The 12,456-nt window shown below is 57.4% G+C and carries 18 protein-coding genes; 16 read left to right on the top strand and 2 right to left on the bottom strand.

Annotated elements, in window-relative coordinates; all coding sequences use genetic code 11:
* Position 1 precedes the first annotated feature (1 nt).
* Genes AC4FIA_RS01735 through rpsP form a run of 6 tightly spaced genes read left to right on the top strand, consistent with a single transcriptional unit; the run spans position 2 to position 2,879 of the window.
* Entirely contained in the window at positions 2-517 is a 516-nt protein-coding gene (locus AC4FIA_RS01735; protein ID WP_490364465.1) for a GNAT family N-acetyltransferase, read from the top strand.
* Positions 514-1,044, top strand: a complete 531-nt coding sequence (locus AC4FIA_RS01740) for a GNAT family N-acetyltransferase (protein ID WP_488049385.1) — start codon at positions 514-516, stop codon at positions 1,042-1,044. The genes AC4FIA_RS01735 and AC4FIA_RS01740 overlap by 4 nt, the downstream gene beginning before the upstream one ends.
* Positions 1,041-1,571 carry a GNAT family N-acetyltransferase gene (locus AC4FIA_RS01745; RefSeq protein ID WP_490364466.1) on the top strand — a complete coding sequence of 177 codons (531 nt, stop codon included), beginning with the start codon at positions 1,041-1,043 and terminating at the stop codon, positions 1,569-1,571. Before AC4FIA_RS01740 ends, AC4FIA_RS01745 begins: the two co-directional genes overlap by 4 nt.
* Entirely contained in the window at positions 1,568-2,095 is a 528-nt protein-coding gene (locus AC4FIA_RS01750; RefSeq protein ID WP_490364467.1) for a GNAT family N-acetyltransferase, read from the top strand. The genes AC4FIA_RS01745 and AC4FIA_RS01750 overlap by 4 nt, the downstream gene beginning before the upstream one ends.
* A gap of 33 nt (positions 2,096-2,128) precedes the next feature.
* A complete protein-coding gene (locus tag AC4FIA_RS01755) occupies positions 2,129-2,440 on the top strand; it encodes a chorismate mutase (protein WP_103909274.1) in 312 nt (103 codons plus the stop codon).
* 49 nt (positions 2,441-2,489) lie between these two features.
* A complete protein-coding gene (gene rpsP, locus AC4FIA_RS01760) occupies positions 2,490-2,879 on the top strand; it encodes a 30S ribosomal protein S16 (protein WP_103909275.1) in 390 nt (129 codons plus the stop codon).
* A gap of 142 nt (positions 2,880-3,021) precedes the next feature.
* On the opposite strand, the gene AC4FIA_RS01765 is transcribed toward rpsP, so the two are convergent.
* Positions 3,022-3,636: a hypothetical protein gene (locus AC4FIA_RS01765; RefSeq protein ID WP_490364468.1), complete on the bottom strand. Its 615-nt coding sequence runs from the start codon at positions 3,634-3,636 to the stop codon at positions 3,022-3,024.
* Positions 3,637-3,804: 168 nt separating this feature from the next.
* Here AC4FIA_RS01765 and rimM point away from each other — a divergent pair, with 168 nt between their 5' ends.
* From rimM to AC4FIA_RS01805, 8 genes are all read left to right on the top strand, one after another.
* On the top strand, positions 3,805-4,317 hold the full coding sequence (gene rimM, locus AC4FIA_RS01770; RefSeq protein WP_287473772.1) for a ribosome maturation factor RimM: 513 nt from the start codon (positions 3,805-3,807) through the stop codon (positions 4,315-4,317).
* A 77-nt stretch (positions 4,318-4,394) separates the two neighbouring features.
* Positions 4,395-5,552 carry a hypothetical protein gene (locus AC4FIA_RS01775; protein WP_490364469.1) on the top strand — a complete coding sequence of 386 codons (1,158 nt, stop codon included), beginning with the start codon at positions 4,395-4,397 and terminating at the stop codon, positions 5,550-5,552.
* Between the two features lie 83 nt (positions 5,553-5,635).
* The gene (gene trmD, locus AC4FIA_RS01780) at positions 5,636-6,457 is read left to right on the top strand and encodes a tRNA (guanosine(37)-N1)-methyltransferase TrmD (RefSeq protein ID WP_490364470.1); all 822 of its coding nucleotides are present in this window, start codon (positions 5,636-5,638) and stop codon (positions 6,455-6,457) included.
* 52 nt (positions 6,458-6,509) lie between these two features.
* A complete protein-coding gene (gene rplS, locus AC4FIA_RS01785) occupies positions 6,510-6,893 on the top strand; it encodes a 50S ribosomal protein L19 (RefSeq protein ID WP_490364471.1) in 384 nt (127 codons plus the stop codon).
* Positions 6,894-6,905: 12 nt separating this feature from the next.
* Positions 6,906-7,127, top strand: a complete 222-nt coding sequence (rpmE, locus tag AC4FIA_RS01790; RefSeq protein WP_103909279.1) for a 50S ribosomal protein L31 — start codon at positions 6,906-6,908, stop codon at positions 7,125-7,127.
* A gap of 165 nt (positions 7,128-7,292) precedes the next feature.
* The gene (locus tag AC4FIA_RS01795) at positions 7,293-8,141 is read left to right on the top strand and encodes a DUF3800 domain-containing protein (RefSeq protein WP_490364472.1); all 849 of its coding nucleotides are present in this window, start codon (positions 7,293-7,295) and stop codon (positions 8,139-8,141) included.
* Between the two features lie 301 nt (positions 8,142-8,442).
* On the top strand, positions 8,443-9,363 hold the full coding sequence (locus AC4FIA_RS01800) for an endonuclease/exonuclease/phosphatase family protein (protein WP_490364473.1): 921 nt from the start codon (positions 8,443-8,445) through the stop codon (positions 9,361-9,363).
* A 149-nt stretch (positions 9,364-9,512) separates the two neighbouring features.
* Positions 9,513-10,322, top strand: a complete 810-nt coding sequence (locus tag AC4FIA_RS01805; protein ID WP_490364474.1) for a division plane positioning ATPase MipZ — start codon at positions 9,513-9,515, stop codon at positions 10,320-10,322.
* Here the strand turns inward: AC4FIA_RS01805 and AC4FIA_RS01810 are convergent.
* Complete coding sequence (locus AC4FIA_RS01810; RefSeq protein WP_490364475.1) at positions 10,312-10,905, bottom strand: hypothetical protein; 594 nt, start codon at positions 10,903-10,905, stop codon at positions 10,312-10,314. The two genes, AC4FIA_RS01805 and AC4FIA_RS01810, sit on opposite strands and share 11 nt — an antisense overlap.
* A 289-nt stretch (positions 10,906-11,194) precedes the next feature.
* Here AC4FIA_RS01810 and AC4FIA_RS01815 point away from each other — a divergent pair, with 289 nt between their 5' ends.
* Together AC4FIA_RS01815 and AC4FIA_RS01820 are read left to right on the top strand one after the other, a co-directional pair.
* Complete coding sequence (locus AC4FIA_RS01815; protein WP_490364476.1) at positions 11,195-11,980, top strand: HpcH/HpaI aldolase family protein; 786 nt, start codon at positions 11,195-11,197, stop codon at positions 11,978-11,980.
* Between the two features lie 35 nt (positions 11,981-12,015).
* Positions 12,016-12,411, top strand: a complete 396-nt coding sequence (locus AC4FIA_RS01820) for a hypothetical protein (protein WP_490364477.1) — start codon at positions 12,016-12,018, stop codon at positions 12,409-12,411.
* Positions 12,412-12,456 lie beyond the last annotated feature (45 nt).

Genomic DNA, 12,456 nt, shown 5'->3' on the forward strand with positions numbered 1-12,456 from the left:
GATGCCCGCCCCCACCCTTCATACAGAGCGCCTGACGCTCCGTGGCCATGTGATGGCTGATCTCGACGCGCTTTGCGATTTGTTCGAGACAGACCGCGCGGCCTATATGGGTGGGCCTATTCCGCGCAAAGAAGCATGGCGCTGGATCGCATCCGAAATCGGCATGTGGGACCTGATGGGTCACGGCGCTTGGGGCATCGATACCAAGGACGGCGAATTCCTTGGTCAGATCGGCATCCTGAAGCCCCCGCATTTCCCCGAGGCCGAAATCGGCTGGACCCTGTTGGAACATGCCGAAGGCAAGGGCTATGCATCCGAGGCCGCACAGGCGGTTCTGGGTTGGGCCAAGGATCAGGGTTTCGAGACCTTGGTCAGCTACATCGATCCGTCGAACGAACGTTCTATCGCGCTGGCGACCCGTCTTGGCGCATCGCATGATCCCAAGGCCGCGCTGCCCAAAGGCGAAACCCCAGACGACACCGTCGTCTATCGCCACACACTGGGGGTCCTGCAATGAGCCTGACACCCGCACCGCGCCTTGAAACAGATCGCCTGATCATCCGGTCCTTTCACATGGATGATTTCGACGCCTTCGCCGAATTTCACGCCGACCCCGTGCGCGCACCGGGTTTTGGCGAGGTCTACACACGCGACCAAAGCTGGCGCTGGTTTGCCTGCAACATCGGGCACTGGCACATCCACGGCTACGGCTACATGACCGTCGAAGACAAAGAGACCGGCCGCCCCTGTGGCATCTGCGGTATCTGGAACCCCGAAGGCTGGCCCGAACCGGAAATCGGCTGGGTCGTCTACGAGGCCTTCGAAGGCAAGGGCATCGCCTACGAGGCCGCCATTCGCGTGCGCCGCTGGGCCTATGAGGAACTGGGCCTGAAAACCCTGACGTCGAACATCCTAGCCTCGAACGACCGGTCGCAGGCCTTGGCCACACGTCTGGGCGCGAAATACGAACGCACCTACCACAACGTCCACATGGGCGAAGACCAGCTGTGGCGTCACCCTGGCCCTGACGAGGTGCTGGCATGACACAGATGTTGCTGAGCGCGCCCCGACTGGAAACCGAACGCCTGGTCCTGCGCGGCCCCGAGGAATCGGATTTCGACGCGGTAAAGGCCTTTATGTCGTCCGAGCGCACCAAATTCATTGGGGGCAAAACGGCCAGCGAATGGGAAGCGTGGCGTGGTTTCCTTGGCTCTATCGGTCACTGGGCCCTGCGTGGCTACGGCTTCTTCACTGTGCTGGATAAACTGGGCAACCGCCTTGGTCGCGTTGGTCTGCTCAATCACGTGATGTGGCCGGAACCCGAACTGGGCTGGCACATGTTCGACGGCAGCGAAGGCAAAGGCTTTGCCTATGAGGCCGCCATGGCGATCCGTGACTGGGCCGCGAAAGAGCGTAAACTCGACCGCCTGATTTCCCAGATTCACCCTGATAACGCGCGGTCTATTGCCTTGGCCGAACGCATGGGCGCGACGCTGGAAAAAGAAACGACGCTGCTGGGCGATCCCTGCCTGATCTACCGCCATCCCTCTGTCGCAGGGGTTGCCGCATGATCGACCGCACCATCACAACAGACCGTCTGGTCCTGCGCCCGTTCCGGCCCGAGGATTGTGCTGGCTACACAGCCTATTCCACTGGCCCGCGCACGCAGTTCGTGGGTGGTCCTGTTAGCTGTGCTGATGCAGCAGCCAAGTTCTGCGCCATGATCGGTCACTGGACGCTGCGCGGCTTCGGCCGCTTTGCGATCTGCCGCAAGGGCGCGACGGGAACGCCCATCGGCCACGCCGGCCTGATGCAGATGGACCTGCTGCGTGATCCCGAAATGACGTGGACACTCTGGAGCGAAGAGGCCGAAGGTCAGGGCTATGCACGCGAGGCCGTAAAGGCGCTCTGTGACGATGCCGTGGCGACCTATGGCTTCAAAACCCTGACCGCGATGGTCCATCAGGACAACGACCGTTCCATCGCGATTGCCAACACCTTGGGCTTTGTCGCCGATCCGTCGACGCCAGCGCCCTTCCGCGATTACCGCGCGTTCCGCCGCACCTCTGACACAGAGGCCGCCGCATGCGCATGACCCTGACACCCTTGAACCCGAAAGGCGCCCTTGATGTCTGACACAACATCCCAAGACGACGTCGCCCGCGCGGCCGAACTGCTGAAAGAACACCGCAACAGCATTGACCGGCTGGATGCGATCCTTGTCTTTACGCTGGCCGAACGGTTCAAGCACACACAAGCCGTGGGCCTGCTGAAAGCAGAGCACGCGCTCCCTCCTTCCGATCCCGCGCGCGAAGAAAAACAGATCGCGCGGCTCGAAGATTTGGCGGATCAGGCCGATCTCGACCCTGAATTCGCTAAGGCTTTCCTGAACTTCATCATTCAGGAAGTCATCCAGCACCACCAGAAACACCAATCTTGATGGGCCACAGCCCCATCGCCTGAACTTCGCCATTCAAAGGAGAAAACCAATGGCTACAAAAATTCGTCTCGCCCGCGGCGGTTCCAAAAAGCGCCCCCACTACGCAATCGTTGTTGCAGACAGCCGCATGCCCCGCGACGGCCGTTTCATCGAAAAAGTCGGCACATATAACCCGCTGCTGGCAAAAGACGACGAGCGTCGCGTTGTCATGAACGTAGAGCGCATCCAGTACTGGCTGGGCCAAGGCGCTCAGACAACTGACCGCATCCAGCGTTTCCTCGAAGCCGCAAACCTGGCCGAGAAGAAAGAGCGCAACAACCCGAAAAAAGGCACACCGGGCAAAGCTGCTCAGGACCGTGCAGAAGCAAAAGCTGAAAAGGCGCGTGAAGCAGAAGAAGCTGCAAACGCACCGGCAGAAGAAGCAGCCGCAGAAGAATAAACCCTTCTGCCTGTTTCAGGCTTTCGAACGGCGGATCAGGAAACTGGTCCGTCGTTTTTTATTGGGTTTCAGATGTGGCCGCGCATCGACGACGCGCGCGGTGGCGAACGGACCGAGGGATCAACTCAGCGTCAAATTCTCCTCATATATCATACGCTTTTCCAGTTATCGCGTTCAAACCTTCCAGCACATCGGCTGGCTCAAAAATGTACTCCATTCCAAGCTTGCCGAGCGCTTCAGAATTCTTCTGAAAATCGCTGGTATTGCGCGTGACGAAGACGTCGCGCTTGGCATGGATATGTGAGTACGCGGAAATCACATCACACCAAGCGTTTCTCCATTTGGCCAAGTCTTTGGACTGTATCGCCTCATCGGTTAAGTTGACTCCTGTGGGCAGGTGGCAACATGGATCGCTTTTCACGTTCGGCGCTATAGCCAGCCACAACTTGGCCATATCGTCTTTGAATTTTTCTCCGTCATCTACGAAAAAACTACGGTCGAAGTAGCTCAGTCCAAAAATCCCGGGCACCAAAATGAGTGGCAAATCCTCCCAACCTAAAGCTTCTACTCGTTCGTTGAAGATTGCGGCGCTTTCAGGGAGGCGCCTAAACCTATTGTTCTCAGACGCAGACGCCGCCAAAAGGGCTACTTCGAATTGCCCCTTCCGATGGCGATCGATCAAATCCATAACCGCGAATGCCTGACTGCGCTGTTCCTCGACTTCGATTACGCAGTTCCAGTCCAGTGTAAGTTTCATTGGAAATATCGATCCTGTAATGCGTTCGAAATGATTGAGATCAGCTTCAATGCGTTCAGTCTGCGCGACACATGCTTAGCGTTTCAATAGATATGCCGGCAGGCGCACCATTGCCCTTGCCCCTGAACCCGCGCTATTTGAAACTCAACACGGCCTGAGGGACACACCATGAGCGACATGATCTGCGTAGGGGTAATCGGCGGCGCCTTTGGCGTGAACGGCGAAGTGCGCATCAAAAGCTATACCGCCGATCCCGAAGCCATCGAAGACTATGCGCCGCTGCAAACCGAAGACGGCAGCAAGACCTTTGACATCCAGATCACACGCGGCGTCAAACAGGGCTTTGCCGCCCGCCTTAGCGACGTACGTACCAAGGAAGAGGCCGACGCCTTGAAAGGCGTGCGCTTGTTCGCCCCGCGTGATCGCTTGCCGAACCTGCCCGACGACGAATACTACCACGCCGATCTGATCGGCCTGTCCGTCTATGACACGGGCGGTCAGTTGATCGGCAAGGTGCGCAATGTGCTGAACCACGGCGCGTCCGACATTCTGGAAATCGCGGTCGACGGCAAAAGCGGCACGACATTGCTGCCCTTTACCCTTGCGGCGGTTCCGACCGTCGATCTGACCGCCGGACGCATTGTTGCAGATCCGCCAGATGGTCTGTTCGACGACGAATAAACCATAAAATCCGCGGCAAAAGACCCGTTTCAGCCACAATCATCCCGTATGAATCGGCTGAAAGTTATTGAGGTTTCTTGGTGCGTCGTTTGTGCATTCGCGGTGTTTTGCTGGGGATAGCGGTATTCCCTGCTGCCTTTCTGTTGTCACTGGCAACGGAGACACGCGTCACGTTGGTGCAAACGGTGGGCGCATTCGGCCTGATCGCCTGCTTTGTCCTGCTTGCCGGCATCGCCATCCATTTCTCGTCCCAACACCGGAAACGTGATACGACCACACCCGAAGAACCGCAGCCCGTCGCCCTTTTAACAGGCCGCGCCCGACGGGCGTTGCAGGCCACTCTGCCGACCGCGGATGAGCAGCGCCAAGCGGTGGATCAGCACCTTGCGCGCCACGGCACCATCAGCACCCACGCGGTGTTTGGCAAAGAACCCGAAAGCCGCGACAGCGCGATCACCCGCGTTGTGCGCCTGATTGCCGATACGTGGCACGCGCCGACGACGGCCCATATGACCCCCGATCAGGTCACCGATATCTTTGTGCTGGAAAAGCTGCTGCGTGCCTCGCCAGAAGAGGCTGGCGCTTTGGCGCAGATGTTCCGCGATCCGTCGCGTGTTCTGGAAATCCGCGACCAGATCGCCGCTTTGGCGCGGCAGCGGGCGCAATACGAACAGCAACGCGACGCGTTTTCCGCCAGCTGGACGCTGTGGCGGACACAAACGGTGAACCTGTCGCCTTTGTCCCTGATCGACGATCTTGCCGCCATGGCGCACCCCGATCCCGACCTTTGGCACAGAGTGATCGAAGACCACGACCCAGACGATAAAACCCAACGCGACGCTGCCCTGTGGTGTGCCCTACAACCCGATTGCGACCGCGCCTCGGTCGCGTTGTTTCTGGCGCAGATCGCTGCACAATCAACGTTGGTCTATGCCGCCGAAACAAGGGATCGCGTCTATCTGGACGGTGTTCATCAGGTGATCCGGCAATGGAACGAGTCGATGTATCAGCGCCACGACCTTGCCCTTGATCCGCCCGAGGCCGTTCTGGAGGCTGCCAAGGATTTCCATCAGGCGCTGGCAGATGTGGCGGCCATTCTGGATCAACCCGAATGGCCCATGCCCAAATCGGCGTTCACCGAATACGCGGGCCGCGCGCCCCTACCACGCAGCGCGTGGGATATTGCAGACGGCGGGCTGATGCGGAAACCTGTGGTCAGCGACTATATGATCTGATCTCTGACGGTTGCCTTTTGCCTTCGCAGGCCAAGGACGCTAGAGAACGGCGCAAACACCCTTAACCGCAGTCAGGTGGCCCCATGTCCAACCCTTCCCGCTCACTTGGGCGCAAAAGCATTTCAGTCAGCCTGAAACCCCGCGACCTGATGGCCGAGCGCGCTGACCTGCACAATGTCTGGAAGGCGCAGGTGATCACCCTGATGCCCGAGGCCTTCCCCGGCATCCTTGGCGAATCCCTGACTGGCCGCGCCCTGAAAGACGGGCTGTGGCAGCTGGAAACCGTGCCCTTGCGCGAATTCGGCGAAGGCAAACACCGCAACGTCGATGACACACCCGCAGGCGGTGGCGCGGGTATGGTGCTGCGCCCTGACATCATGGGCGCCGCCATCGAAGACGCCCGCCAGCGCATCGCACCGGGTGCGCCGCTGATCTATCTGTCGCCCCGTGGCCGCCGGTTTGATCAGTCCATGGCACGCATGCTCAGCGAAGGGCCGGGCATGACGCTGATCTGTGGCCGGTTCGAAGGTTTGGACCAGCGTGTGATGGATCATTACAACGTGGTCGAGGTGTCTTTGGGCGACTTTGTCCTGACCGGAGGAGAGCTGGCAGCACAGGCCTTGATTGACGCGACGGTTCGACTTATACCGCGCGTGCTTGGGAATCAGGCATCCATCGAAGAAGAATCCTTCTCGCACGGATTGCTGGAACATCCCCAGTATACCAAACCCGCCGTCTGGAATGGCCGCGCGATCCCTGACGTTCTTCTGTCAGGACATCACGCGAATATCGCCAAGTGGCAACGGGCTATGGCCGAAAGGCTGACTAAAGAACGACGACCTGACCTCTGGCGGGCTTATTGTGCGAACCACGATAGGGACCCGGATGAAGACCAAGAGCTCTGAGGACGCGCACACCTTTGCGGAACAAACCGCAAGCAAAATAGGAGAAGGTCAGATGGATCTGATCGCACAGCTGGAAGCAGAACAAATTGCTTCCCTCGGGAAAACCATTCCCGATTTCAAAGCCGGCGACACCATTCGCGTAGGCTATAAGGTGACCGAAGGTACGCGTACTCGTGTGCAGAACTACGAAGGCGTCTGCATCAGCCGCAAGAACGGCAAAGGCATTGCCGGTTCGTTCACCGTTCGCAAGATTTCCTTCGGTGAAGGCGTGGAACGTGTGTTCCCGCTGTTCTCGACAAACATCGAGTCGATCGAAGTTGTCCGCCGTGGCCGTGTACGCCGCGCCAAGCTGTACTATCTGCGTTCGCGTCGTGGTAAGTCCGCGCGTATCGCCGAGGTCACCAACTACAAAGCGCCCAAAGGCGCCGAAGCGTAAGGAACCGGCGAGATGAAAAAAGACATCCACCCCGATTACCACACAATCACTGTCAAAATGACAGATGGTTCCACTTTCGAAACACGTTCGGTCTGGGGCAAAGAAGGCGATACAATGTCGCTGGAAATCGACCCGACAGCACACCCGGCATGGAACGGCGGCTCGTCCCGCCTGATGGACCAGGGTGGTCGCGTTTCCAAGTTCAAAAAGAAATACGAAGGTCTGGGCTTCTAATTCAGCTCAAACTGACGGTTCTGAAAGGCCCACGCATTTGCGTGGGTCTTTTGTTTTGGATGAACAAAATTAGAAAACTTGAAATATCGTACTTTCCGAAGCTGGCTAGCAGCACCTAAGAGTTGTAATGTTGACTCTCCTTCGCGTCAGGTGGTCGTTTAATCCATGCCCAACTCCTCAGAATCTTACAACTATGTGCTATATATCGATGAAGCAGGAGACGACGGACTTAAACGGGTTAAACCGATAGACGAAAACGGTGGGAGTGAATGGCTTTGCATCGGAGGACTTTTAATCCGCGCGGACTTTGAAGCAGACACCGTTGAATGGGTCAGGGACATTAGGAAGAATATCAACGCTGTCCAAGGTCCTGCATTACATTATCGAGACCTTTCTCCTACCAAAAGAAGGCGAGCGTGCGAATTACTAGCCGAGTACCCATGCAGGTTCTTTTCCGTCGCCTCAAACAAAAAAAATATGCGGGGCCATAATAATTCTCGCGCAGCCAAGCGAGGCGGCAAGCAATGGTATTACAATTATTGCGTTCGCCTGCTCATGGAGCGAGTTACAGACTATTGCCTGCAAGACAGCACCAAACGCTTTGGTGAGCCACGATGTATAAGGGTGATATTCAGCGCCCGAGGTGGTCACTCATACGGTCAAACAAAAGCCTATTGGGAGTTGCTGAAAAAACAGGCTACTGGAGGATCGACTTATTTGAATAAACGCGAGATTGCGTACCAAGTATTGAGGTTTGGCCTCGTTGAATATGTCCCGCACTATAGCGTAGCTGGACTACAGTTGGCAGATGTAGTCGCCAGTTCAGTTTACCAAGCCGCCGATGCTCTAGGACCAAAATGGGCGATTGAACCAGCAAAAGCACTCGAACCACGAATGGGTAGAGAAAGAGGACTAATTGCAGACTACGGCATTGTATTGCAGCCATCAGCTAAAAAGGCAGAATTAACTGATGATCAAAAGCTGATTTTCCAGCACTACGGATATCAGTTCTGAAGAGCGTGGGCCCCGGCCCCAAGTTGCATTAAGTCTTCTAGGCTGTCATCCGTTTGGACAACCGTACTAAATGCCGCCAGAGTCACATATTGCGCTCCAACATGGGGGTGTTCCGGTGTTTCCCACGCTCATAATTTTCGCACATATTGTGGAATCTGTCATCTAAAATATGCGCTTACGCATATATAGGTTAAAAACACTAAACAATTTATTTAGTACTAACGACATTCACGCAAATATGCAGTGATCCAGCATCGCCCCTATGGCAGGGTTTCCATCACAAGACACAATCGGGGGCGGCATGGGGATCATAAGACGGATACGGCTGTGGGGCACGCTGGTATTGGCGTCGATGCTTTTGGTGGCCTGTGCGCTTCAGATCAGCCATTCGACCGATACCGCGATCCCTGCCCGTCCTGCCGATGGTCTGCGCGTCGCGACCCACAACGCCCATTACATCATCCTGTCGAAGGAAACCGGCGCTTGGTCGGTTGCCGATTGGAACGAACGTGCCCCTGCCATGGATGCCGCCTTCAAGGCGGTGGATGCCGACATCATCGCCTATCAAGAGATGGAAAGCTTCTCGGGCGGGGATTCAGACGACGTCAATCTGGCCCGCAGCTATCTGGCCGATCGCAATCCTGATTACAGCATCGCGGCCATCGGCGACTGGCGGGAGTTTCCGTCGACCCAGCCGATCTTTTACCGCAGCGCGCGGCTGCACCTGCTGGATCAAGGGTGGTTCTTTTTCTCGGACACGCCCGACGTGATCTATTCGCGCACCTTCAACGGGTCTTGGCCTGCGTTCGCGTCTTGGGCCGAATTTCAGGACCGTCAGAGCGGCAAGCGGCTAGCAGTGATGAACCTCCACTTCGAATACAAAAACGCGTCGAACAGGCTGCAATCGGCGGCGCTGGTGGTTGACCGCACAGCCCCCCTTGCCGCCCGCAACGATGCGGTGATCCTGCTGGGCGATCTGAATGCCGTGGCCGGGTCCGAGACGATGGAAATCCTTGAAGCCGCAGGCTACCGCTTTGCCCCCGTTGATGGCGCGACCTACCACATGAACCGTGGAGTGAACCTATTTGGCGCCATTGACCACATCGCCACCATCGGCGCGGTTCAGCCCATCGATGCCCCCGTCATCGTGCAGCAAAAGTTCGCAGGCGACTGGCCGTCAGATCACTATCCTGTCCTGATGGACCTGCGTCTGGCCCCCTGAAACAGGGCAATTCGGTTGTGTCCCTGACGCCCCTATTTTTTTCGCGTTTCGCCGCAAAATTGCACCACGCTTTTCTTGCCGAGGTCCACAAGATACCGTAGGTGGCAAAGCCCGCAGGCAAACATGCGGATATAAATGAGGGACGGCAAGTGGCGCATATTATAGTTGTCGGAAACGAAAAGGGCGGTGCGGGGAAATCGACGGTTTCCATGCACGTTGCAACGGCCCTGTGCCGCGCGGGGCATCGCGTGGGCGTCTTGGATTTGGACCTGCGCCAGCAAACCACCGGCAGCTACATCCGGAACCGGAAGAAGTTTCTTGAGGCAGAAGGGCTAGACCTGCCCAGCCCGATCTATCAGGAACTGCCCGAGATTGATCAGGCCTCGCTCCAGCCCGGCGAAAACGTCTATGACCACCGCCTGTCCGCCGCTGTGGCCAAACTGGAACCCGAAACGGACTTTATCCTGATCGACTGCCCGGGGTCGCATACCCGCCTGAGTCAGGTCGCCCATTCGCTGGCCGACACGTTGATCACACCGCTGAACGACAGCTTTGTCGATTTCGATCTGCTGGCCCATGTGGATTCCACCGGTGACAAAATCCTTGGCCCGTCGGTTTATGCCGAAATGGTCTGGAACGCGCGTCAGCTGCGGGCGCAAGCCGGTCTGAAGCCCATCGACTGGATTGTTCTGCGCAACCGCCTTGGTGCCCAGAACATGGTGAACAAACAAAAGATGGAAAAGGCGCTGGAACGTCTGGCCAAGCGGATCGGTTTCCGCATCGCACCCGGCTTTTCCGAACGTGTTGTGTTCCGTGAACTGTTCCCGCGTGGCCTGACCCTGCTTGATCTCAAGGACGTCGGCGTCAAACAGCTGAACATCTCGAACATCGCAGCGCGGCAAGAGCTTCGCGATCTGATCAAGGAACTGAACCTGCCGGGCGTCGAGATCAGCTTTTGAACAAACCCGAATAGTTTTTATCGTGGTTCTCGGTCGCAACGAGAGCCGCGATAAAGATCGCGTAGACGCCTTTGACACAGGCGTAGACCGACAGGACAATCATCAAAATCCACGCGTCGCGTTCGTTGCCAAGCGTTGCGGTCAGCGCCGCCATCGCCAACCAGAACACCCCCGAAAGCGCCATCATCCCGCGACCATCCAGTGTCCGGCTGAAAAGGACGGCGCCCAGATTGCCCAAACCGGCCAGCCCCATCGCCGCCGAGATCAGCAAGCCTGCCTGTTCAAACGGGATCACCGCGCAGATCGCCAGTACGCCTGACGCAATCAGGGCCATCACGCCAAAGCTGTAGATTTGGGTCATCGACCCCCAAAGGTCCGGAATGTACCGCGCGTTCAACACCACGATAAGACCCGCCATTGCCAAGGACAGCGTTGTGACGAACGGGCTGAACGACCAATGCCAAGACACATCGCTTAAAAGAAGGATACCTGCGACGGCCATCAGCCATCCGTACCCGATCAACGCCGCAAAACCGCGTTTCGTCCCTTGCTCGGGAAGGTTCTTTTGTGAATTGCTTGTCATTATCGCGATCCCCTACCGGAAAAACGGACAAAAATATCTTCAATCAAACCGGTCCCGCGTGACAGAAAATGTCGCTTGGGATGTCGCGCAAAAGGTCGTCAAGTTAGCGTACGAAACCACGCGCGACAAAGCCGATCAGGGCGTTTAAAAATTTTACGCGCGCCAACCCGGAGCGGATCATAAAAAACCAAAAAAATCGCAGGGACACCCAAAGGGTCGGCGTGCTTGCCTTCACTTAAGTGCGTTGCCTAGAGTTTGAACTAGCGCAGATCCCCAGAAAGGCCAGCACATGCCCGCACCGATCAATCAGTTCAAACAGCAGCTATTGGCAGGGACCCGCACTGTTGGGCTGTGGATGGGATTTTGTGATCCCTACGTGGCGGAACTTGTCGGCAAGTCCGGTTTCGACTGGGTGGTGATCGACGGAGAGCACACGCCGAATGACATCCCGCTTTTGACACGGCAGCTTCAGGTGCTGGATCCCCTGCCGACCTCGGCGATCGTGCGGCTGCCTGTGGGGGATGTGAACCTGATTAAGCAAGTGTTGGACGGCGGGGCGCAGACATTGCTGATCCCGATGGTGAACACAGCCGAACAGGCAAAGCAGCTTGTCGCCGCCATGCGCTACGCGCCCGAGGGTATCCGGGGCATGGGCGGGGCGCTGGCCCGCAGCACGAACTTCGGGCGCGATGCCGACTATGTTGCGACAGCCAACGACCAGATGTGCCTTCTGGTCCAGATCGAAACGCGCCAAGGGCTGGAAAATCTGGATGAGATTCTGGCCGTCGACGGGGTAGATGGCCTGTTTGTGGGCCCCGCTGATCTGTCCGCCGAAATGGGATACCCCGGCCTCCCAGATGCCCCCGAGATGCAGGCATTGATTTCGGAAACACTGGGCCGGATCAGGGATGGGGGCAAAGCGGCGGGTATCATCGACTTCAGCGAAGATGCCGTCACCCGCCATTATGCCAGCGGCGCGCAGTATGTGGCTGTTGGTGCAGACATCACCTTTCTGTCACGCGGCCTGCGCGATCTGGCAACGCGGTGGAAAGATCAGGTTTCGACCTTCGATTAACCGCCTGTTTACCATGTGGTCGCAGTCTGACGGCTATGAAGCGGTCTCTCACATTCTGCTTGCTGCTTGCAGCCTGCAACACCCCCAGTCAGGGGTATTGGGGCGCTGACAAAGTGCAGTTCACCGATGGCGGCATGCGTTTTACCGCCTATCGCAAAGGCAACCTGATCGAAGTTTTGCGCACCTCGCCCGAGGTGTTGCCGGCCTTTCCGCAGGTCGCTTTGCGCGCCGTTCCTGGGGTCGAACGTCTGACCGGTTGCAAGGCTGTCTGGGCCGAAGGGGATCAGGCTCTGATGGAGATGGGGCTGTCCTGCGACGGGGCCAAAGCACCAAAGCGAAAGCGCCGACCAAAGACGCTTTATTGCGATATCATCAGCGGACCAGCGCGTGATGGCGTTAGCTATGGCGATATGCGCTGCGAAACTGGCTAAGACATCATCACCCCTTGATGGATGCCCAATATCTTGTGGATAACC

The organism is Thalassococcus sp., from assembly GCF_982780845.1.

Bases quoted from the DNA above. Each gene is read 5' to 3' on its own strand.
- AC4FIA_RS01735 (WP_490364465.1), top strand. From the start codon at position 2: ATGCCCGCCCCCACCCTTCATACAGAGCGCCTGACGCTCCGTGGCCAT.
- AC4FIA_RS01740 (WP_488049385.1), top strand. From the start codon at position 514: ATGAGCCTGACACCCGCACCGCGCCTTGAAACAGATCGCCTGATCATC.
- AC4FIA_RS01745 (WP_490364466.1), top strand. From the start codon at position 1,041: ATGACACAGATGTTGCTGAGCGCGCCCCGACTGGAAACCGAACGCCTG.
- AC4FIA_RS01750 (WP_490364467.1), top strand. From the start codon at position 1,568: ATGATCGACCGCACCATCACAACAGACCGTCTGGTCCTGCGCCCGTTC.
- AC4FIA_RS01755 (WP_103909274.1), top strand. From the start codon at position 2,129: ATGTCTGACACAACATCCCAAGACGACGTCGCCCGCGCGGCCGAACTG.
- rpsP (WP_103909275.1), top strand. From the start codon at position 2,490: ATGGCTACAAAAATTCGTCTCGCCCGCGGCGGTTCCAAAAAGCGCCCC.
- AC4FIA_RS01765 (WP_490364468.1), bottom strand. From the start codon at position 3,636: ATGAAACTTACACTGGACTGGAACTGCGTAATCGAAGTCGAGGAACAG.
- rimM (WP_287473772.1), top strand. From the start codon at position 3,805: ATGAGCGACATGATCTGCGTAGGGGTAATCGGCGGCGCCTTTGGCGTG.
- trmD (WP_490364470.1), top strand. From the start codon at position 5,636: ATGTCCAACCCTTCCCGCTCACTTGGGCGCAAAAGCATTTCAGTCAGC.
- rplS (WP_490364471.1), top strand. From the start codon at position 6,510: ATGGATCTGATCGCACAGCTGGAAGCAGAACAAATTGCTTCCCTCGGG.
- rpmE (WP_103909279.1), top strand. From the start codon at position 6,906: ATGAAAAAAGACATCCACCCCGATTACCACACAATCACTGTCAAAATG.
- AC4FIA_RS01795 (WP_490364472.1), top strand. From the start codon at position 7,293: ATGCCCAACTCCTCAGAATCTTACAACTATGTGCTATATATCGATGAA.
- AC4FIA_RS01800 (WP_490364473.1), top strand. From the start codon at position 8,443: ATGGGGATCATAAGACGGATACGGCTGTGGGGCACGCTGGTATTGGCG.
- AC4FIA_RS01810 (WP_490364475.1), bottom strand. From the start codon at position 10,905: ATGACAAGCAATTCACAAAAGAACCTTCCCGAGCAAGGGACGAAACGC.
- AC4FIA_RS01815 (WP_490364476.1), top strand. From the start codon at position 11,195: ATGCCCGCACCGATCAATCAGTTCAAACAGCAGCTATTGGCAGGGACC.
- AC4FIA_RS01820 (WP_490364477.1), top strand. From the start codon at position 12,016: ATGAAGCGGTCTCTCACATTCTGCTTGCTGCTTGCAGCCTGCAACACC.